Origin of the sequence: Natrononativus amylolyticus (assembly GCF_024362525.1) — an archaeon.
GTDB classification, from domain to species: domain Archaea; phylum Halobacteriota; class Halobacteria; order Halobacteriales; family Natrialbaceae; genus Natrononativus; species Natrononativus amylolyticus.
Genome location: NZ_CP101460.1, coordinates 135494 through 155208, shown reverse-complemented (window position 1 = coordinate 155208; position 19715 = coordinate 135494). Strand labels below are relative to the sequence as shown.

Annotated in this window: 19 protein-coding genes; 11 read left to right on the top strand and 8 right to left on the bottom strand. The window is 64.6% G+C overall.

Going from position 1 to position 19715, the window contains the following annotated elements; genetic code table 11:
* The first annotated feature begins 5 nt into the window (after positions 1-5).
* A complete protein-coding gene (locus NMQ11_RS19725) occupies positions 6-866 on the top strand; it encodes a DUF7350 domain-containing protein (protein WP_345781484.1) in 861 nt (286 codons plus the stop codon).
* Between the two features lie 214 nt (positions 867-1080).
* On the opposite strand, the gene NMQ11_RS19720 is transcribed toward NMQ11_RS19725, so the two are convergent.
* Positions 1081-1656 carry a DUF7344 domain-containing protein gene (locus tag NMQ11_RS19720; RefSeq protein ID WP_255171625.1) on the bottom strand — a complete coding sequence of 192 codons (576 nt, stop codon included), beginning with the start codon at positions 1654-1656 and terminating at the stop codon, positions 1081-1083.
* Between the two features lie 2047 nt (positions 1657-3703).
* Here NMQ11_RS19720 and NMQ11_RS19715 point away from each other — a divergent pair.
* Positions 3704-4909, top strand: coding sequence for a Cdc6/Cdc18 family protein (locus tag NMQ11_RS19715; protein ID WP_255171624.1), 1206 nt, complete (start codon positions 3704-3706; stop codon positions 4907-4909).
* Positions 4910-5082: 173 nt separating this feature from the next.
* Here NMQ11_RS19715 and NMQ11_RS19710 read toward each other — a convergent pair whose 3' ends face one another.
* Both NMQ11_RS19710 and NMQ11_RS19705 read right to left on the bottom strand, forming a co-directional pair.
* Complete coding sequence (locus tag NMQ11_RS19710; protein ID WP_255171623.1) at positions 5083-5388, bottom strand: amphi-Trp domain-containing protein; 306 nt, start codon at positions 5386-5388, stop codon at positions 5083-5085.
* 169 nt (positions 5389-5557) lie between these two features.
* Complete coding sequence (locus NMQ11_RS19705; RefSeq protein WP_255171622.1) at positions 5558-6700, bottom strand: M24 family metallopeptidase; 1143 nt, start codon at positions 6698-6700, stop codon at positions 5558-5560.
* A gap of 224 nt (positions 6701-6924) precedes the next feature.
* Here NMQ11_RS19705 and NMQ11_RS19700 point away from each other — a divergent pair, with 224 nt between their 5' ends.
* The 5 genes from NMQ11_RS19700 to NMQ11_RS19680 all read left to right on the top strand — a co-directional run bounded on the left by NMQ11_RS19700 (position 6925) and on the right by NMQ11_RS19680 (position 10746).
* Positions 6925-8628 carry an alpha,alpha-trehalose-phosphate synthase (UDP-forming) gene (locus tag NMQ11_RS19700; protein WP_255171621.1) on the top strand — a complete coding sequence of 568 codons (1704 nt, stop codon included), beginning with the start codon at positions 6925-6927 and terminating at the stop codon, positions 8626-8628.
* Complete coding sequence (gene otsB, locus NMQ11_RS19695) at positions 8621-9499, top strand: trehalose-phosphatase (protein WP_255171620.1); 879 nt, start codon at positions 8621-8623, stop codon at positions 9497-9499. Before NMQ11_RS19700 ends, otsB begins: the two co-directional genes overlap by 8 nt.
* 82 nt (positions 9500-9581) lie before the next feature.
* A complete protein-coding gene (locus tag NMQ11_RS19690; RefSeq protein ID WP_255171619.1) occupies positions 9582-9704 on the top strand; it encodes a hypothetical protein in 123 nt (40 codons plus the stop codon).
* 52 nt (positions 9705-9756) lie between these two features.
* The gene (locus tag NMQ11_RS19685) at positions 9757-10293 is read left to right on the top strand and encodes a hypothetical protein (RefSeq protein ID WP_255171618.1); all 537 of its coding nucleotides are present in this window, start codon (positions 9757-9759) and stop codon (positions 10291-10293) included.
* Positions 10294-10389: 96 nt separating this feature from the next.
* Positions 10390-10746, top strand: a complete 357-nt coding sequence (locus NMQ11_RS19680) for a winged helix-turn-helix domain-containing protein (protein ID WP_255171617.1) — start codon at positions 10390-10392, stop codon at positions 10744-10746.
* A 13-nt stretch (positions 10747-10759) separates the two neighbouring features.
* Here the strand turns inward: NMQ11_RS19680 and NMQ11_RS19675 are convergent, their stop codons facing one another.
* The 5 genes from NMQ11_RS19675 to NMQ11_RS19655 form a co-directional block, all read right to left on the bottom strand.
* Entirely contained in the window at positions 10760-10933 is a 174-nt protein-coding gene (locus NMQ11_RS19675; protein ID WP_255171616.1) for a hypothetical protein, read from the bottom strand.
* 216 nt (positions 10934-11149) lie between these two features.
* A complete protein-coding gene (locus NMQ11_RS19670) occupies positions 11150-11896 on the bottom strand; it encodes a zinc metalloprotease (RefSeq protein WP_255171615.1) in 747 nt (248 codons plus the stop codon).
* A 143-nt stretch (positions 11897-12039) separates the two neighbouring features.
* Positions 12040-12252 carry a hypothetical protein gene (locus NMQ11_RS19665; protein ID WP_255171614.1) on the bottom strand — a complete coding sequence of 71 codons (213 nt, stop codon included), beginning with the start codon at positions 12250-12252 and terminating at the stop codon, positions 12040-12042.
* Positions 12253-12661: 409 nt separating this feature from the next.
* Positions 12662-12928: a hypothetical protein gene (locus NMQ11_RS19660; RefSeq protein WP_255171613.1), complete on the bottom strand. Its 267-nt coding sequence runs from the start codon at positions 12926-12928 to the stop codon at positions 12662-12664.
* A gap of 330 nt (positions 12929-13258) precedes the next feature.
* Positions 13259-13915, bottom strand: a complete 657-nt coding sequence (locus tag NMQ11_RS19655) for a helix-turn-helix domain-containing protein (RefSeq protein ID WP_255171612.1) — start codon at positions 13913-13915, stop codon at positions 13259-13261.
* A gap of 86 nt (positions 13916-14001) precedes the next feature.
* Here NMQ11_RS19655 and hutU point away from each other — a divergent pair, with 86 nt between their 5' ends.
* From hutU to hutH, 4 genes are read left to right on the top strand one after another with little or no spacing between them, the layout of a single operon-like run.
* The gene (gene hutU, locus NMQ11_RS19650; protein ID WP_255171611.1) at positions 14002-15744 is read left to right on the top strand and encodes a urocanate hydratase; all 1743 of its coding nucleotides are present in this window, start codon (positions 14002-14004) and stop codon (positions 15742-15744) included.
* Entirely contained in the window at positions 15741-16742 is a 1002-nt protein-coding gene (hutG, locus tag NMQ11_RS19645; protein ID WP_255171610.1) for a formimidoylglutamase, read from the top strand. Before hutU ends, hutG begins: the two co-directional genes overlap by 4 nt.
* The gene (gene hutI, locus NMQ11_RS19640) at positions 16739-18022 is read left to right on the top strand and encodes an imidazolonepropionase (RefSeq protein WP_255171609.1); all 1284 of its coding nucleotides are present in this window, start codon (positions 16739-16741) and stop codon (positions 18020-18022) included. The genes hutG and hutI overlap by 4 nt, the downstream gene beginning before the upstream one ends.
* Positions 18019-19635, top strand: a complete 1617-nt coding sequence (gene hutH, locus NMQ11_RS19635) for a histidine ammonia-lyase (RefSeq protein WP_255171608.1) — start codon at positions 18019-18021, stop codon at positions 19633-19635. Before hutI ends, hutH begins: the two co-directional genes overlap by 4 nt.
* The last annotated feature ends 80 nt before the right edge of the window (positions 19636-19715 follow it).

Below are 19715 nucleotides of genomic sequence, written 5' to 3'. Positions count from 1 at the left end.
CTGATGTGTACCGTCTGGGACCCCGAATCGGACACCGTCCTTCCGGTGAATATCGCCTCGAGATCGGCCGCGACGGGGACCCCATCCTCGAGCGAGCGCCGTGGCCGATGCTCTCCCAGCGGATGGGCTTTCACTACGGAGACAACGTCTCCCTCCCCGAGGAGGGCGAGTACACCGCTCGAGTGCGTGTCGGCCCGCTCGAAGCGACGGCCGCCGGTGCGTTCGACGGCCGGTTCGAGTCGGCGTCGTCGATGTGCTCGAGGATCGAATTTACGTACAGCCGGTCGGATATTCACGACCTCGAGTTCGAACTGCTCGCGGACGACCGGCGGGGGACGCGAGACGCGCTTTCGCTCGTGGATCACCGCGCGGACCACGAGAACGGAGGTTCGGGTCACGAACACGGCAAGGAAACGCCGCGGGCGCCGGCGTCGGCGTCGGCGAGCCGCCCGATCGAGGACCTTCCCGGGGAACGACTGGGAAGCGAGCGGACGGCCGACGCCGCCCACTCGATTCTCGAGGTCGAGCGGTCAGATCTCGAGAACGACCGGTCAAAACTCGATCGAAGCGGCGACTTCGAGGGTGGGACGCGCCTCGTCGTCTGTTTACGGACACCGTACAACGACGTCGCCCTCCCGTTCGCCGCCCTCGAGGCGACGGTCGAACGCGACGGAGACGCCGTCGTCACGGAGCGACTCGAGGAAACGCTCGATCCGGAACTGGGCCACCACTACGGGGTCGACATCGATCCACTCGAGGCGGGTGATCTGGTCACGGTCGTCGTCGACGCGCCCCCGCAGGTATCGCGCCACGACGGGTACGAAACCGCCTTTCTCGAGTTCGAGGACGTGACGGTCACGCGGTGACCGCTCGGTTCCCCTCGAAGCGTCGAGCGAGCCCCTCGGGAAAATGTGCGTCTCGAGCAGCAACCTCAACCGATCAGTGATGTCTCTCCGAGGAGTTGCGTTCCGACGAAGTGAAAGTCGATCGCGATTGTCGATGCGGTAAATCGGCCGCCCCCGCGAGTGGTCTGTCGCCGTGATCGTGAGTCAACTGTAACGCAACCGGTCCCGCCGGTAGTTACGCCATCGAAAGCTGTGCGACCGTCACGGTGACGAACAGCGCCAGGATCGTTCCGCCGAGGGCGACGCCGGACAGCGTCGTCAGGCCGACCGCGGCGGTAAGCAAGAGGAGCGTGCTCACGAACGCCGCGCCCGCGTAGTAGCCCTCCGTGCCGATCGACGGCCGCTCCGCGTCGGCCGCCTCCTCGTCGGTCGGCTCGAGGTACGGATCGAACTGGTCGGCCGCGGGCGTGCGCTCGACGATCCCGCGACTCTGGTTGTAGTTGATGATCCCCTCCTCGTCGAGTTTCGGCAGGTGCGACTGGTACAGCGAGATGTACACGCGCTGGCGCTCGTCCGAACTCAGCTGCTCGACGGTCGTCTCGTTCTCCCAGGCCGCTACCTGCTCTGCGAGATCGCGCATGCGTACCGGCTCGTCGGTTCCCTGCAGGTACCGCAGCGCGTCCCGGCGACGCCGCGTCTGCAGGATGTGGAAGATGTCGTCCTTGGTCAGTTCGGACGACTCCTCTTCGGCTTCCTCCTCGAACGACAGTTCCTGGGTCGCAACGCCGGAAGTGGTCTCGGTCGTGCTCATTGTCCTCGATCAATCACTCTGGGGATGAAGTAATAAAGGATTGACCTCCTTCCAACCGTTGCAGAAGCCTCCCAGACCGTCCCTCGAGCGAAATTACGCGATGCAGGCGAATAGGAAGCCGTTCGGGGAGAAATAGGTCACTAATAGATAACAAGATGAAGATACACTGTGTTACACTGTATTTCTGATTGTTTCTCCGGAGTTACAGACCGTTTAAGGCCACGCAGTATGGTGTTTTTCAGGGGTTGAGAAAGGAATTCGGGAAAACGGTTGCTCGAACGAATAGGAGTGTTCGTACAGGCCTTCCTAAGGAACTGTCTTTATATCATTAAACTATGAAACGATTGTAATAGAGTACTGGATAGTGGTCGTGCCAGTTAGGAATATCAGAAATTTCGATTGTCCGGCCGTCAGAGGCGGAGAACGGCGGGACAAGCGGCGAATCGATGCCAGGAGAACCCGACTAAATGTTACGTTTAGCATAACTAACGCAGGTGAGAAACTATCACTGGGGTATGTCTCGAGCAGGCCGTCCACGCATGCGTATCGGCTGTCCCGAATGTGAAGCGGTGGTGAGCGCACCGATTCCACCGGGGACGGGTATTCAAACTCGCGACCCGGACGCCGAGAACCGACTCCGGGGAACTGAAACCAGTTGTGGTAACTGTGGACACGAACTAGAGCTGTACTACTACTGAATCGCTGTACGACTATTGAATCGCTGTACTGCTGAATCAAGTTGCCTACCGGTACTGAACCTGTGACTGAGTTGATTTTGTGGGACTGTGGCCAGATCTTACCGGGCTGTGACCGGAATAGAGACCGTCTTCGTCCGCCGGCGCTTCGGTCCCGATTACCCTCGAGGTGTCGATCTCGAGGTACCAAAGTGTGGGTGTGGAGGCGGAAACCGGTACGCACGACACTGAACGCGGACACCGGGTTTCCGGTGGAAAATGAAAGGAAAGAAGCGAGGGTGACACAGACACACCGGGTTTCCGGTGAAATCGATCGATGGGGCTCTGGCTGTGCGGACAGACACACCGGGTTTCCGGTGAAAGGCCGAAAGGCGGCTTCGTACCCGTCGTAGCGTCAGGAGCCGACGAGGAAGAGGAGAGTCCTCAGAAGACCCGAGCGCGTGGACAACTGAGGACGAAAAGGGGGGAAGGGAGGGCAAAAGAAGGGAGAGGCAAGAAGGGTGAAGAAAGGAGAGAGCTAACATTTCTGGCCTGCGCGCACACACCGGGTTTCCGGTGAAATGGTTTTCGAGGGATAGTTTGAGAGAGAGGAAGAGTTCGCAGTTCGCTCGAGGAGGCGTCTCCAAGATCGTTCTCCCCGCGTAATCCAGCCCTTGTCCTTTTGTTTACCTTTTAACTTATGTAGTAACCCCATCCAACTTATGCATCAACTCCATCACTTCCTTATATGCTGGCTCCATTCTTTTCAACTTAGCCGCAACAGGTAAGTATAAATAGCCCTATGGCGAATAGTCCATTGATAGTTCGGCAAACTAATCCGAACTAATCTGTTCGGCAGGAGCCTTCTTCACCGGAAACGGCATATTTGCTGCTGTTCCCTCCATTTCTTCCAACTCGTTCTCGTCTGTCCGCTTCCGTTTTCTCTCCTCTTCACCTCCGATCTTCCGTCTACTCTCGGCTGCACTGGACTCTTCGTTCGGTGTCTAAGACGTGTTGTCCTCTCTCAATCGCGTTTTCTGGCGGTTCGACCGGTGTCGTCGTATTTTGTGTTGGTGGCTGAGCTGTCGTTTTGACCTACCTTTCTACTGACCGCCCCACACCGGACTTCCGGTGAACGCCACCCCACCCCCCACTCTCACACCGTTTCACCGGAAACCCGGTGTGTGTGTGCTCGTCCACTCCCGCAACCTCAGCCGACCGAGGACCCCTTCGAAGAGGTCAGTGACCCGTGAGCGCGACGGGTTCCGTATCGTAGCGGACCACCTGTCGATCAGCAGGAGAATCGCGTCTCACGACGGTCAACCGAACCAAACAGTAAAGAGTATTCACCGGAAACGTGGTGTCTGTTATCCATGTCGAGTTCCGGCGACGACCTTTTCACCCGTGAAGACCCGATCTTCGAGAACAAGGAGCTCCTCGAGATCAATCACCTCCCGGAGGAGGGCCGAATCGTCGGACGAGACGACGAAATTTCCGAACTCGCGAACGCAGTGAACCCCGCGATCTTCGGCCAGAGTCCGAGTAACCTCCTGATCTACGGCAAAACGGGGACCGGAAAGTCGCTGTGTGCAAAGCATATTTCCGAACGGCTGGTTCGCGTCGCCAAAGAGGAGGGTGTAACCGCGGAGTTCGCCTACGTCGACTGTGCCCAGGACAACACGGAAACGCAGGCGGTACAGACGATCGCCTACTCGCTGAACACGCCCGACGTGACCGGCATCAAAATTCCCGACAAGGGGTTGAGTACGTCGACGTACTACAAGCGACTGTGGAACGTCCTCGACAGTCAGTACGGCGTCGTCCTCATCATCTTAGACGAGGTCGACAAACTCGACGACGACGACATTCTCATGCAACTCTCGCGCGCGGGGGAAGCCGGCAAACTCACCGACTGTAAGATCGGCGTGATCGGGATCAGCAACAAGATCAAGTACAAAGATCGGATGGACGAGCGCGTCAAGTCGAGTCTCTGCGAGCGCGAGTTCGTCTTCCCGCCGTACGACGCGAACCAGCTCCGGGACATCATGCAGGCTCGAAGCGACGCGTTCAAAGACGGCGTTCTCGAGCCCTCGGTCATCCCGCGGGCGGCGGCCCTCGCCGCGCGCGAACACGGTGACGCACGGAAGGCGATCGACATCCTTCGCTACGCGGGCGAGATCGCCCAGTCGAACGGGAGCGAGACGGTCCGTGAGGAGTTCGTCGTACAGGCGCGCGAGCGCGCGGAGACGGACCGGTTCCGTGAACTCATCCGTGGCTCCACCCCTCACTCCCGGTACGTCCTCCAGGCGCTCGCCGTCCTCTCGCTCAACACGCCCGACGAGGACGGTTTCCGGACGACCAAGATCTTCGACGTCTACGAGGAAATCTGCCGCCAGGAGGGGTCCGACACGCTCTCGTTGCGTCGAGTCCGCGACCTGCTGAAAGAACACGCGTTTCTCGATATCATCGAGCAGTCGCGCCACAGCGGCGGCAGTGCGGAGGGAAGCTATACCGAACACCAGCTCCTCGAGGACCCGGACGTCGTCCGGAAGGTGCTGGTCGAGACGGTCGAGGGATAACGGCCTCGACGGCAGCTGTGACCGTCGTCGTCGAAACGACGTTCGCCGCTACCACATCTCCCCTCCGGCTCCCATCGGTTTTCAAAACCTGGTTCCCATCAGTTTCGAAAACCTGGTTTCCATCGGTTTCGGAAAAAGTCGGGTTTCTATCACCCCTCGATAACACGGTCTCTCTACTCCACGCCCAACTCGTCGTCTGCCGGCACGTCGGCGCGGTTCCACTCGAGTTCGAACGTGACGCGCCGGGTGTCGTCGTCCATCAGCGAACTGTCGTCGTCGACGCGAACGTTGAAGCCGACGTCAGTCGGCGGGTTGATCGTCGCGCTCTGGTTGCCGGCGACCAGGGTCATCTTCTGACCCGCGACCGGATCGTCGCTGGACGCCGGGATCGTTTCGGTCTCGAGTTCGTCGGCGAACTCGCGGAGATACGCCGCGACCTCGTTGCGTGAGAGCTGTCGTTCCGAGTCGATTGCAGCCATGCGCCCCGGGCTACCTCGAGTACCCCCGTTGTTATCTCGTTCTTAATGTGGCCGGCCGTCGACTCTGCTACGACTCCGGCTGTACTGCGGTCGTCGACTCTGTTACGACTTCTTTCCGGTGGTAACGTGACTGCCGTCCGACCTGCCGTCTGACCGTAACAGCGCGCCGCTACCACCCTCGCGGGGAATCGTTCAGTCGTTCTGGGCCGTCTTCGGTTACGACCACGAGGTCCTCGATCCGAACGCCGAACTGTCCTTCGAGGTAGATTCCCGGCTCGACGCTGAAGACCATTCCGGGCTCGAGAACCCGATCGTTCCCAGCGACGATGTACGGCGGTTCGTGAACCTCGAGTCCGACGCCGTGGCCGGTTCGGTGAACGAACGCGTCGCCGTAGCCGGCGTCCTCGATCACGTCCCGTGCGGCGCGGTCGACGGCTGCCGCCGTCACCCCCGGCTCGACTGTGTCGACGGCCGCCGCTTGCGCCCGTTCGACCACGTCGTGGACTGGCTCGTACTCCGTCGGGGGTTCGCCCTCGAGGACGATCGTTCGCGTCTGATCGCCGGGATAGCGGGCCGTACCCGCCGGGAGGTCGGCGTCGACGAACGCCCCGAAGTCGAGCACCACCGGCTCGCCCGCCTCGATCACGCGGTCGCCGCTGTGGTGGTGCGGACGGGCGCCGTTCGGCCCCGCGGCGACGATCGTCGTAAACGCCGGTTTCACGCCGCCGCCGTCTTCGAGCAGCCGGTCGATTTCGGCGGCGAGTTCGGCCTCGGTCGAGCCGACGAACTCGGACCCGCGCTCGCGGATCTCGCGAGCGACGCGGTCGGCGAGCACACCCGCTCGCCGGAGCGCCTCGAGTTCAGAGTCGTCCTTTCGGATCCGAAGCGGCTCGAAGACGGAGCTCGCCAGCCCGAACTCGGCGGCCGGGCGCACGCGCCGCAGGTCCTGGGTGAACATCGCCCACATTCGGTCGTCGACGAGGAGCGAGCCGCCGTCATCGTCGTGGCGACCGCCGGTCTCCCGATCGTCGAAGACGCGTTCGAGGAGCTCGAGCGGGTCGTCGCCGTCGTCCCACAGACGAACGTCCGCGACGTGGGTCGCCGCGAGCTGTTCGTCGTACATCGACGGGGCGACGAACGCTGGCTCACCGGTGCGCGGGACGACCAGTAACAGGTGACGCTCCGACGGCGACTCGTCGAAACCGGTTAGATACGTGAGGTTGGGGCTCGGAAAGAGAACCGCCGCGTCCGCGCCGACCTCCTCGAGACGGTGCTGACACGCCGTAGTCCGACGTTCGAATAGTCCGTTCATGCCGGTACTTTCTCGAGACGGGTAAATCAACCCTTTGTCGGGGCGGGTAGGTCTCCGCTCGGGCGTGCGTGTCTTTGTCGCCGCGATGGATCTCTCTTTCTCGACTACAGTAGGGTCTCTCCCGGTAATCCGGTCGGTTTGCCTGAACGGTATGGGTGCCCATTAGAGTGGCCTGAGGGTGCAGGCCACGAAGGAACTTGTGGTGGTGCTGTTCGATCAGGCGAATGCGAAACCCCGAGGAGCGACCGGCGACCGACGATTCGGACGCGGTTCGTCGGCGACTCGAGCGACCGACCAAGGGCTCGAGCGATGACGAGCTCGACGTTCCCCCGTCGCTGCTCGTCGTCTCGAACAGACAGCCCTACCGCCACGAGTACGATACCTCGTCGGACGGTGTCGGCGGCGGAGACGGTTCCGGTACGGCGCTGGCAACGACCGCACAGCGAGAGCGCACGATCACCGTCGACGAGCCGACGGGCGGACTCACGGCCGGGCTCGATCCGGTTCTTCAGCGAGCGAACGGCACCTGGATCGCCTGGGGCGACGGCGAGGCCGACCGCGAGGTGACCGACGAGAACGACTGCGTTGCGGTTCCTCCAGGCGAGGGGTCGTACACGCTTCGGCGTCTCTGGCTCTCAGAGGAGGCCGTCGACGCGTACTACTACGGGTTCAGCAACCGCGTCCTCTGGCCGCTGTGTCACGAACTCACCGACCTGATCGAGCACCGCGAGGGTGACCGAGACTGGTACCGAACCGTCAACCGCAGGTTCGCGACCGCCGTCGCCGAGCACGCGACCGACGAAACGGTCGTCTGGCTGCAGGACTACCACCTCGGGTACGCGCCCGCGCTCATCCGCGAGTCGGTACCCGATTCGACGACGATCGCGCAGTTCTGGCACATTCCCTGGCCCGAACCGGGCGCGTTCGAGCACTGTCCCGGCAAGCGTGAGCTTCTCCGCGGACTGCTCGGAAACGACCTGCTCAGCTTCCACGTCGACAGGTACGCGACGTCGTTTCTCGAGTGCGTCGAGCGGTTCGTTCCGGCCGCGACCGTCGACTCCGAGACGCGGCGGGTCGAGTACGACGGTCGGACGATCCGCGTTGACGCGACCCCGATGGGCGTCGACGCGCGCAAACACGATCACAACGCCCGTGCCGTCGATATCTCGCGCTGGCGATCGCTGCGAGAGTCGTACGGGATCCCAGAGGACTGTGCGATCGGAGTCGGCGTCGACCGCCTCGACTACACGAAGGGGATTCCCGAGCGGCTAGCGGCCGTCGAGCGGCTCTTCGAACACCACCCCGAGTGGCGAGAGCGGTTTGCGTTCATCCAGAAGGCGACGCCGAGTCGGACCGACGTGCCGGCGTACGCGCGCCTCGGTGACCGCGTCCGGAGCGAGGTCGACCGGATCAACGACCGGTTCGCGACCGACGACTGGCGGCCGATCGTCTACACCGACGAGTTCCTCCCGCGCGACGACCTCTGTACGCTGTACCGGCGGGCGGACGTCACGGTCGTCAGCCCGCTGTTCGACGGGATGAACCTCGTCGCACAGGAGTTCGTCGCCTCCAACGTCGAGGCCGACGGTTCGCTCGTGTTGAGCGAACACGCCGGCGCTCACGAGCAACTCGGCGAGTTCGCGCTCACCATCGACCCCCGTGACACCGACCAGTTCGCAGACACCATCGCGTCCGCACTGTCGATGTCCGACCGGGAACGGCGCCGCCGGATGACGGCGCTTCGGGATCGGGTGTTCGCGAACGACCTCGACTCCTGGATGGCTTCCCAGTTCGACCAGCTGAACCGACTGGCGGCGAACCGCCGCCCCTCGAAGTCCCGCCGAAACGCCCTCGACTCGTCACGCGATGAGCTCGCACCCGATCCACCACGCGATACAACCGCTCTCGATTCGCTACGCCATGAGTGAGAAAGTCGTTTCCGACGAGGCGGTAACGCCGCCGCCGCCGCTTTCGAGTCGGCTCCCGTGGCTGCGCACGGAGTTGCGAAACGCGTCGAGACTGCTCGTCTGCCTCGACTTCGACGGCACGCTCGCCCCCATCGTCGACGATCCCGATGCGGCGGCACCGACGGAGGCGAACCAGCGCGCCCTCGACTCCCTCGCGGAAGTACCGCCGGTGTCGACGGCGGTCGTCAGCGGTCGAAGCCTCACGGACGTTCGATCGCGCGTCCAGGGCCCCGACGTCTACGCCGGCAACCACGGTCTCGAACTCGAACGCGACGGAACCGTCTCGGTTCACCCCGTTGCGAGGAAACGAGCCGAGAGCATCGACGAGGTGTGTGCGGCCCTCGAGACGGTTCTCGAACCGATCCCGAACTGTCGCGTCGAGAACAAGCGGCTCACGGCGACCGTCCACGTGCGGTCGGTACCCCCAGTCGGTCGCGACATCGTTTTCCAGCGCGTCACGGAAATCGTCGCTCGGTTCGGCGACGACGCCCTCTCGCTGTCGACCGGAAAGGCGGTCATCGAGGTGTCCCCGGCGGTACCGTGGGGAAAAGGCGACGCCGTCGAACTCATCGAGGCCGACTGTCCACCGGAGACGTTCGTCCTGTATCTGGGTGACGATACGACCGACGAGTCCGCGTTTCGAGCGGTCCAATCCGGGGGTCTCGGCGTCCACGTCGGTGCCGGCCGAGACACCGCCGCCGCCGCCGGCCTCGAGTCGCCCGCGGCGGTTGCCCCGTTTCTCGACTGGCTGGCCGAGACGGGCGTGCGGCTGGTGGCCGGCCAGGCGCGCCCCTCGAGAGAACGAGCCGTCGCGCTCGCGCCTGGTCAGTGATCGCTGCAGTCTGTGACGGGCGAAAGTCGATCGCCATCGGCTGATCACTAGCTCTTTGGTGGTCGAGTGCTCATACCGGGTGATGAGCATCGTAACGGAACTCGAACCCCCCGACGACGAGTTCGCACTGTCGGAGACCTTACGAACGAATCCCGACGCGGAGTTCGAGATCGAGCGGGCGTCGCACACCGGGTCGACCGGGTGATGCCGTTCGTCTGGGTCTCGGGGACGGACGATTTAGCGGGGTCGAGCGGTCGTTGTCGTCGGATCCGACGGTCGAAAACCTCGAGAAGGTGAGTTCGTTCGGCGAGGAGGACCTGTACCGGGTGGACTGGGAGACTCGGATCGAGATCGTCGTTCAGCTGTTACTCGAGGAAGACGCTTCGGTGCTGAACGCGTACGGCTGTGACGACCACTGGCACCTTCGGATCCTCTTTCCGGACAGGGAGTCGCTCGCGACGACCTACGAGTTCTGCGAGGAGTACGACCTGACGATCGACGTTCGTCGCATCCACGTGCGTTCGGTCATTCCTGCCCCAAACTCGCCCGTACCGGCTCCGAGTTACGAAAGGGAGAAACGGTTCTCTGCCGGCGCTGTCCCGAACCGGCGCTTTGGGGGGTGGGAAGGGGGGATGTGGGGGAGGGGTGCCATGTGGGAACTCAGTCTACGAGCGCGTTCGGGACGGCTCGGCCACGAGCGTCTACTCGTCTCGCCACTGAGCGTGCGCCGGAGATGCGTTTTCGACTGCTTGAGTTACGGCACCCGTTTTACGGAACTCTCCCTAACCACTTAAAATCTCCGATACTAATTTCTGATAGCTATAACCGGATTTGGGCCGAAAGTATTAGTTACCAGTGGAAATGTAGTTATAGTACGAGAGTGAACGAGAGTGAAACTCAGACAACCCACAGATTTCCTGATCCTCGAGGCACTCGAGGACAAGGGTCGAAACGTCGCAACGAACCTGGCCAGCCACACCGGTAAGAGCCGAAAGAACATCAACACCCGTCTGCCGGTCCTCGAGGACTACGGACTCGTCAACAAGATCGGACCGGCGGAGCGCTCCGGTCTGTACGAGATCTCGTCGCTCGGAAAGGCGGCGCTCGTCTACCAGGACCAGTACGACGAGGTCGACGACTTCGAAGCCCTGATCGAAGGCCCGAGCGCGGCGCCGACCGCCCAGGACGGCGACGCCCAGGCCGGCTTCGTGCGCGGAGAAGACGAATCCACCGACGACGACGAGTAGCCCTTCACGGGGGTTAGCGGTCCCGCGATCGCACTCGCGTAATCTCTACCATCAGGTCCGTTCCGGCGCCAGACGAAACCGTCCAGGACCGATCGAAGGTGATGCCGTCTCGCTCGGCTCGCTCGAGCAACACGCCCAGCTGTCGAGTGAATTCCTCGCCGGTGAGCGCCTGTTCCGCTTCCGTCATCGGTTCGTCACCCGCTCGATCGCCCCTCCTTTCGCCGGAAGGGCGTGCGGACGAACGTATACTCTCGATTGCACGTCCTCACACACTCTGTATATGTGTATAGTATTTCCTTTCATCATATCCGGCTATTAAGAGGCACCGGCTCACCGCACGCGTCGGTAGCGGGCTCGTCTGCGTTCGACACACCGCTAGCGGACCCGACTGATTCCATTGGATTCAGGGAGTGAATCCGCCGCTGTACGTCTCGAATTCGCGCTGTGCACACTGACTGAACGAAAAACTGAGCTTCCGGGCGACTGGCTCGTCGGTCGGGTAGATCGCTCCACACCGCGAGCGATCGCCCTCGTACTCGGGGTCCCAGGCGTAGGTGCTGAGCATCGGCGTCGCGACGTCGGTGCTCTCGCGCCGGTGGACGACGCCGTGGTCGTGGCCCAACCCCAGTGCGTGGCCGGCCTCGTGGATCAACACCTGCATCACGCGGTTCGGCGTCGAGTACGTTACGCTCTCGCCCGGTTCGGAGAGCGAATCGAGGGGCTCGAGCCGGCTGATATACCGTGCGCCACCGACCGAGGCGACGTGGGGCATCCCGAACCCAGTCGGTGCAGTTTGCATCTGGCCGTCGGTAACGAGGAGGTTGACGTCGCCGACCGGCTCGATTTCGCCGCGGCCGAGTGTGCCGGCTGCGACGAGCGCGGGCCACTCGCCGCGGCGCGTCACGTCGGCGCCGTCCTCGGTGTCGACGGCGACGACGCCGCCGTAGGTGAGTTCGAGCGACCAGTACTCGAGGTCGAGGGCGAACGAGAGGTACTCACTGATCCGATCGACGACGTCCGGATACGTCGCGGCCCGTTCGGAGAGCCAGAATCGGACCTCGAGGGCGTCGACCGGATCACGAGTGGCGTAGCCGATAACGCCGAGTGAGGCCAGTGAGCCGATCGTTCCGAGTACCGCCCGTCGCTTCACGAGATGACGTTACGCACCGGTCGCTGAGAGCATCGCTATGTATATCGACAGTCATTATCACGGGGCTGGAAGCCAGCCCAGAAGGGAGGGCGGCAAGCGCGGTGCGACCGCGTGGATGTTCGACGCGTCTGCGCGCGTGAGTGTTATCGAAGCTGGCTGATCTCGATCATCCAATCGGGCTCGTCGGCGTCCGAGCGGACGTCGAACGCGCGCCCGATGTGCACGTCGTGTTCGTTTGCGAGTTCGATGAGTTCCGCGAGGGCCGCCTCGAAATCGTCGATGTCCATCGCCTCCTCGTGGAACTGCTCGAGGTCGATGGTCGCACTCGTGTCGTGGTAGTGGGAAGGCTGGCTCATGCGATACCTGAGAGTATTCCTCCCCGGTCATATAATCAGAATTCTCTCCCGAGTCATTGCAGACTGTTTCGGTGACCTTGTGGATACTTTTGATGAATTAAACTGTGTTTAAGCAACCCTTGAAACTCAGATTTCGTGACAGAGGAGGGCCTGAAACTCGATTCCGCTGGGAAAGTATTTGATTCCGTATTATGGGTGCCGACCGGATCGTCGGACCGAACCGGGACGCGATCCGTGGTGAAATCGTTCCGCACGACTGACCCGGAGCCACTCTCGGACGGTGTCCGTCATCGCTCATCGTGCGGGCGAATTCGAATCTCCCACTGTGGGGCTGGCGCTGGCCGTTCACACGGAACTTTCAGCTGTGACGAAGTGACGTCTCCAGTTCGGTTTGCAGAAACAGCGGTTCTTACGGCAACGCCCGTCGCGTGTCGACGATGCGGGAGCCGGCGGTGTCCGACCTGATCTCGGCCCACTCGGGGAGTTCCTCGGTTTTCGTCGAGACGAGCATCAGTAACTCACCGTCGGTGGTCCCGACCAGCTGTCGCCCGGTCTCTTCTTCCCACATGCAGGGTTTCCATTCGCCCTCTCGCATCTTCTGGCCGACCTGCCAGTCCGTGTAATAGTTCCCGTCCGAGGCCTCGTACAACGGACCGACGTTCAGTTCTCTTACCACGGTACCTGCACCTCCAGCGCTCGAGAGGGGGTCACCGTCGCGCAATTGATTGTATCCACCATTGTGGTACCCATTTTGTTTCAACCCCTCACGCCCCTATCCTCATTAGGGTTTACATGCCACAACTTTATAACCCTTCTCTACGTGACTTTCGCGGTTTCGTGAACTATTAACACCGATTCTATTTGAGTTCAATACGTCCGAATTCGACCTCTATAGACCTTGTATCGAGACTCTGTAGTTGAACAGTCTGAAATTTTGACGCACTCGACACAAACATGTCTGCTTCTGTGACTACTTCTCTACTACCAACTTTCGACTCCCAGTGTGTCACGCCAGCCGATGTCTCGCGAGTGCTCCCAGAAGCTTTCGCTCCGCACGGCGACGGTGTTCCTCTGCCGTCCGACGATCGATCTCCAGCGTGGCGGCGATGTCGACCATCGTCGTCTCGCGTGGCAGTTCGTAGTATCCCCGTTCGTAGGCCAGCACGAACACCTCTCGCTGTCGACTGGTTAGCTCGGGGAGGTTTCGCTCGAGGTCGAACGGCGACTGGACGGACGGCAGCACCTCGAGGGTTCGCTTGGCGTCGACGGTTACGTCGAACGCCTCGAGCAGCGACCGGTAACACGCCGTCAACCGGTCGGCGTCGAGCGCGAGCACGCGACAGAGTCGGGCGCCGTTCTCGTAGGTGAGCGGCGGCAAGAGCAGACAGCCGTGGGCGTCGAGGTGCGGATCGACGGTCGGCGTATCGTGGTCTTTGATGCAGCCGTCGGTGACGGCGACGACCGCCGTCTCCTCGACGAGCGCGTCGTCGACGCCGGCGATCGCGTCGATTCGCTCGAGCACGTCGGCCGCGTCGCCGGAGCTACACCGGACCTGCAACAGGTCGCTGTGGTCGTTACACCACAGCGAGAGTCGGGCGTCGAACTCGCGGGTCAGAGCCGCGTACCCCTCCGTTCCCGCGAGCCGGAAGATCGCTTCGTGCATACACCCAGTACGACGGTCGGTATATATATCACCCGGCATACGCTCACTGTGCTCCCTTGACGACCCCGATCCAACGGTACACCCATATGCAGTCACCAGACGCCGCCGTCGGCGTAGGCGAACCGAGCGACCAGTGGCTCGAGTACCGGGGTGCACCGACCGGAACCGACCTCGAGTGTCGCGGCTGGCGCCAGGAAGCCGCATTTCGCATGCTCAACAACAACCTCGATCCCGAGGTCGCCGAGCGACCCGAAGACCTCGTCGTCTACGGCGGGACCGGGCGGGCCGCCCGCTCGTGGGACGCCTACGACGCGATCTGCGACGAACTCCGCGACCTCGGTGACGAGGAGACCCTCCTGGTCCAGTCCGGCAAGCCGGTCGGTCGGTTCACCACCCACGAGCGCGCCCCGCGGGTGCTCATCGCGAACTCGAACCTCGTCGGGAAGTGGGACGACTGGGAGCACTTCCACGAACTCGAGGCCGAGGGGAAGATCATGTACGGCCAGATGACCGCGGGTTCGTGGGCGTACATCGGTACCCAGGGAATCATCCAGGGAACCTACGAAACGCTCGCCGAACTCGCGGCCAAGCACTACCCCGACGGGGACGGACTCCGCGGCAAGATCGTCGTCACCGGCGGTCTGGGCGGGATGGGCGGCGCACAGCCGCTCGCGGTGACGATGAACCACGGCGTCTGTATCGCCGCAGAGGTCGACGAGCGCCGGATCGACCGCCGGATCGACACGGGTTACTGTATGGAGAAGACGGACGACCTCGAGGAAGCGATCGAAGCGGCCGAGGCGGCCGCGGCCGCGGGCGAACCGTACAGCGTCGGCGTCCACGCGAACGCCGCCGACGTGCTCGAAGAGATGCGAGAACGGGGGTTCGTCCCGGACGTGATCACCGACCAGACCAGCGCCCACGACGAACTCGAGGGCTACTACCCCTCCGGCTACACGGTCGCCGAGGCCGACGACCTCCGCGAGAACGATCCGGAAACCTACGTCGAGGAGAGCCTCGATACGATGGAGCGCCACGTCGACGGCATCCTCGCCATGCAGGAGGCGGGCGCGATCGCCTTCGAGTACGGCAACAACATCCGCGGACAGGTCCAGGAACACCGCGGCCACGAGACGGCCTTCGACTTTCCGGGGTTCGTTCCCGCCTACATCCGGCCGCTGTTCTGTCGCGGGAAGGGACCGTTCCGCTGGGCGGCGCTCTCCGGCGATCCCGCCGACATCCACCGCACCGACGAGGCCGTCAAAGAGCTGTTTCCGGAGAAGGACCACCTCCACCGCTGGATCGACCTCGCCCAGGAGCAGGTCGCGTTCCAGGGGCTGCCCTCGCGGGTCTGCTGGCTCGGCTACCAATCCGCCGACGACTCCGACGGGTTGACCGAGCGCGCCCGGTTCGCGCTGCGGATCAACGACCTCGTCGCGGAGGGCGAAATCTCGGCGCCGATCGTCGTCACGCGGGATCACCTGGACGCCGGCTCCGTCGCGAGTCCGAACCGCGAGACCGAGGCGATGCGCGACGGAACCGACGCCGTCGCCGACTGGCCGATCCTCAACGCACTCTTGAACACCGCCGCGGGCGCCGACATCGTCTCCGTCCACGACGGCGGCGGCGTCGGCATCGGCAACTCCCTGCACACGAACAACCACGTCGTCCTCGACGGCTCCGACCTCGCCGCTGAGAAGGCGCGGCGCGTGTACACCACCGACCCCGGTATGGGCGTGGTCCGCCACGCGGACGCGGGGTACGAGGAGGCACTCGAGGAGGCCCGCGAGTCGGGGGTTCACGTCCCGATGGAGGGGGTGGACCGATGACCGGCGGGTTCGCGGGCGGCGAGTTCGTCACGCACCCCGACTGGGGGGCCGCCGGCGGCTGGACCGACGTCGCCCGAACCGACGACCCGAACGACGACCTGTTCGGCCACGCCGTCGCGGACGTGTCGACGGCCGACGCCGATGCCGCGACCGCCGTTCTCGTCGGCGAGCCGTTCGACGGCGCGGTGATCGGCCGGGCGGGCGCGGCGGACGGTCCGACGGCGATCAGGCGGTCGCTCGCGCGGACGAAAACACACCACTTCGACGCCGGAGACGTCGCCCGGATCGGCGATCTCGGCGACGTTGCGACGCTCGTCGACGCCGAGACGGATACCACGGAGCCCGCCGACGAGCCGGTCGAATCCGTCCAGCGCCGCCTGCAAGGGGTAACTGCGGCGGTCTACGACCTCGAGGCCCTGCCGGTCTTCCTCGGCGGCGACAACTCCCTGACCTACGCGAACGTCGCGCCGTTGCTCGAGTCTCACGAGTCGGTCGGCGTCGTCAACCTCGACGCCCACCTCGACGTCCGCGAGCTCCGGGGGGAGGCGACCAGCGGAACCCCGTACCGCCAGCTGTTCGAGGCCGGCCTCGAGGGCTACGTCTGTCTCGGCGCGCGCCACTTCGAAACCGCCGGCCCGTATCACGAGTTCGTCCGCGAGCGCGGCGGCGAGATCGTCACCGCCGAGGAGGTCGGCGACGATCCGGTCGCCGCGGCGACGCTGGCGCTCGAGGCGCTTTCCGTCGACACCCTGTACGTGAGCGTCGACTGCGACGTCCTCGACGCGAGCGCCGCGCCGGGGGTGAGCGCGCCGACGCCGGGCGGGCTCTCGACGCGCGAACTGTTCAGACTCCTGCGCGTGCTGGCGGGCGACGATCGCGTCGCCGGCTTCGAGGTCGTCGAGTGTGCCCCGCCGCTCGACCGGGACGGGCTGACCGTCGACGCAGCCGCCCGCGCGGTCGCGCACTTCCTCGCGGGCTACGGGGTGGGTCGCCGATGACGGCCCCCGGAGCGGGCCCGAAGGGCGCCGCCGGGCACACGACGGTCGTCCACGACGCCGCCGAACTCGTCGTCGGTCCCGCGGACCCGGACACGAGGTCGGACCGGCCACTCGAGATCCTCGAGGACGCCGCGCTCGTCGCCGTCGGCGGCGAGGTCGTCGCGACCGGGCCGACCGACGAACTCACGCGCGAGTACCCGATCGAAAACGCCGATACCGCCGTCGACGCGAGCGGGAAGGCGGTGGTTCCCGGATTCGTCGACCCGCACACCCACGCCGTCTTCGCGGGCGACAGATCCGACGAGTTCGAGGCGAAACTGCGCGGGAAGACGTACCAGGAGATCCTCGCGGAGGGCGGAGGCATTTTACGAACCGTCCGCGCCACGCGGGAGACGAGTACCGACGATCTGGTCGAGAACCTCCTCGCCCACCTCGACGTCATGCTCGCCCGCGGGTCGACCACGGTCGAGGTCAAATCGGGGTACGGCCTCGAGACCGAGACCGAACTTCGGACGCTCGAGGCGATCGCCCGCGCCGACGAGCGCCACCCGATCGACCTCGTCCCGACGTTCCTGGGCGCCCACGCCGTCCCCGAAGGTCGGGACGCTGCGGAGTACGTCGACGAGGTCGTTGAGGAACAGCTCCCCGCCGTCGCCGACCAGGGGATCGCCGAGTTCTGCGACGTCTTCTGCGAGCAGGGCGTCTTCAACGTCTCCCAGTCGAGGCGGGTGCTCGAGGCCGGCATCGAACACGACCTGACGCCGAAGGTCCACGCCGAGGAACTCTCGCATCTGGGCGGAACGAAACTCGCGGCCGAGGTGGGAGCGGCGAGTGCGGACCACCTGCTCCACTCGACCGACGAGGACGTCGAGGCGCTGATCGAGGCCGGAACCGTCCCCGTCTTGCTGCCGGGTACCGCGTTCGGCCTCGGTGCCGACTACGCCGACGCGCGGGCGTTCCTCGACGCCGGCGCGCCGGTGGCGGTCGCGACAGACTTCAACCCTAACTGTCACTCGCGGTCGATGGAATTCGTCCAGACGCTGTCGTGCGTCGAGATGGGGATGACTCCCGCGGAGGCGCTCGTCGCCGCGACGAAGAACGCAGCGCTCGCGATCGACCGCGACGACGGCACGGGAACGCTTCGCGAGGGCGCACCGGCCGACGCGCTGGTGCTCGAGGCGCCGTCGTACGCCCACGTCGCCTACCGGTTCGACACCTCGGCGGTCGAAACGGTGCTCAAAGGCGGTGTCGTCGCGGCCCGGACGGGTGATCGGCCGTGACGCGACCCCCGGTCGAACTCGACGGCGAGTTGCTGACGCCGGAGGAGGTCGCGGCGGTGGCTCGAGACGGCGCCGAAATCGAGATCGCTCCCGGTGCTCGCGAACGGGTACGTGAATCCCGCGAGCGCGTCGAGGACGTCGTCGAGAGCGGCGAGCCGGTGTACGGGCTCAACACGGGGTTCGGCGAACTGGTCGACCAGCGCATCCCGCCAGAGAAGATCGAACGCCTCCAGACGAACCTCGTCCGGAGCCACGCCGCCGGCGCGGGGCGCGAACTGACCGTCGAGGAGGTCCGCGCGATGATGGTGACCCGAATCAACGCGCTCGTCAAGGGGTACTCGGGGGTCCGCGAGACCGTGGTCGACCACCTCCTCACCCTGTGTAACGAGGGCGTCCACCCGGTCGTGAAATCCCGCGGCAGTCTGGGTGCGAGCGGCGACCTCGCCCCGCTCGCACACATGTCGCTCGTCCTGCTCGGCGAGGGCGAGGCGATCGTCGACGAGCCCACGGGTAGTGAGCCGGGGACGTCACACCGGGTTTCCGGTGAAGAAGCGCTGCGGGCGGCGGGGCTCGAACCGCTCTCGCTCGCACCCAAGGAGGGGCTCGCGCTGATCAACGGCACCCAGCTAACCGTCGGGCTCGCCTCGCTGGTCGTCGTCGACGCCGAGCGACTCCTCGAGGCGGCCGACGTCGCCGGGGCGTTCACGACGGAGGTGACGCTGGGGACCACGGCCAGCTCGGACCCGGCGATCCACGAGGTCCGCCCGCACGCGGGCCAGCTCGAGAGCGCCGCCCGAATCAGGGAGCTCACGGCCGACAGCGAGGTCGTCGAGGCCCACCGGAACTGCGACCGGGTGCAGGACGCCTACTCGCTGCGGTGTCTCCCGCAGGTCCACGGCGCCGTCCGCGACGCGGTCGCCCACCTTCGCGAGGCCGTCGAGATCGAACTCAACAGCGCCACGGACAACCCGCTCGTCTTCGACGCCGGGCGGGTCGACGACCGCGCCTCGGGCACCGACCGGGCGGCGGTGCTCTCCGGGGGGAACTTCCACGGCATCCCGCTGGCGCTCAGACTCGAGTACGTGAGACTCGCACTCGCGGACCTCGCGGCCGTCTCCGAGCGTCGCACCGATCGGTTGTTGAACCCGAACCTCCAGGAGCCGCACCTGCCGCCGTTTCTCGCCCCCGAGAGCGGGCTCCGCTCGGGGTACATGATCGCCCAGTACACCGCCGCCGCCCTGCTCAACGAGATCCGCTCGCTCGGCCCCGCCTCGATCGACAACACGCCGGTCAGCGGCGGCCAGGAGGATCACGTCAGTATGAGCGCCCAGTCGGCGACGAACGTTCGCCGGGCGCTCGAAAACGCCACGACCGTCGTCGCGGCGGAACTGGTCTGCGCCGCTCAGGCCGCCGAGTTCGTCGACGACGCCTTCGACGCCGAAACCCCGCTCGCGTTCGGCGCCGGGACGGGCGCGGCCTACGACCTGATCCGGGAGGTCGTCCCGCCGCTCGAGGAGGATCGGCCGGTACACGTAGACGTCGAACAGGCCGTCGCGTTGATCGAACGCGGGCTGCTCGAGGAGGCGGTGGCGGCGGGGCTGTCGGAGCGCTGAGTCGACAACGCCGGGTCCCTGCCGGTGGGTACTGTTATCACTCCGGGGTTCGTACTGGTATCTGCCTTCACCTCGTGAAG

What these genes read in the sequence shown, in the direction of transcription:
- NMQ11_RS19720 (WP_255171625.1), bottom strand. Translation starts at nt 1,656, where the DNA reads ATGAGCACGACCGAGACCACTTCCGGCGTTGCGACCCAGGAACTGTCG.
- NMQ11_RS19715 (WP_255171624.1), top strand. Translation starts at nt 3,704, where the DNA reads ATGTCGAGTTCCGGCGACGACCTTTTCACCCGTGAAGACCCGATCTTC.
- NMQ11_RS19710 (WP_255171623.1), bottom strand. Translation starts at nt 5,388, where the DNA reads ATGGCTGCAATCGACTCGGAACGACAGCTCTCACGCAACGAGGTCGCG.
- NMQ11_RS19705 (WP_255171622.1), bottom strand. Translation starts at nt 6,700, where the DNA reads ATGAACGGACTATTCGAACGTCGGACTACGGCGTGTCAGCACCGTCTC.
- NMQ11_RS19700 (WP_255171621.1), top strand. Translation starts at nt 6,925, where the DNA reads ATGCGAAACCCCGAGGAGCGACCGGCGACCGACGATTCGGACGCGGTT.
- otsB (WP_255171620.1), top strand. Translation starts at nt 8,621, where the DNA reads ATGAGTGAGAAAGTCGTTTCCGACGAGGCGGTAACGCCGCCGCCGCCG.
- NMQ11_RS19690 (WP_255171619.1), top strand. Translation starts at nt 9,582, where the DNA reads ATGAGCATCGTAACGGAACTCGAACCCCCCGACGACGAGTTCGCACTG.
- NMQ11_RS19675 (WP_255171616.1), bottom strand. Translation starts at nt 10,933, where the DNA reads ATGACGGAAGCGGAACAGGCGCTCACCGGCGAGGAATTCACTCGACAG.
- NMQ11_RS19665 (WP_255171614.1), bottom strand. Translation starts at nt 12,252, where the DNA reads ATGAGCCAGCCTTCCCACTACCACGACACGAGTGCGACCATCGACCTC.
- NMQ11_RS19655 (WP_255171612.1), bottom strand. Translation starts at nt 13,915, where the DNA reads ATGCACGAAGCGATCTTCCGGCTCGCGGGAACGGAGGGGTACGCGGCT.
- hutU (WP_255171611.1), top strand. Translation starts at nt 14,002, where the DNA reads ATGCAGTCACCAGACGCCGCCGTCGGCGTAGGCGAACCGAGCGACCAG.
- hutG (WP_255171610.1), top strand. Translation starts at nt 15,741, where the DNA reads ATGACCGGCGGGTTCGCGGGCGGCGAGTTCGTCACGCACCCCGACTGG.
- hutI (WP_255171609.1), top strand. Translation starts at nt 16,739, where the DNA reads ATGACGGCCCCCGGAGCGGGCCCGAAGGGCGCCGCCGGGCACACGACG.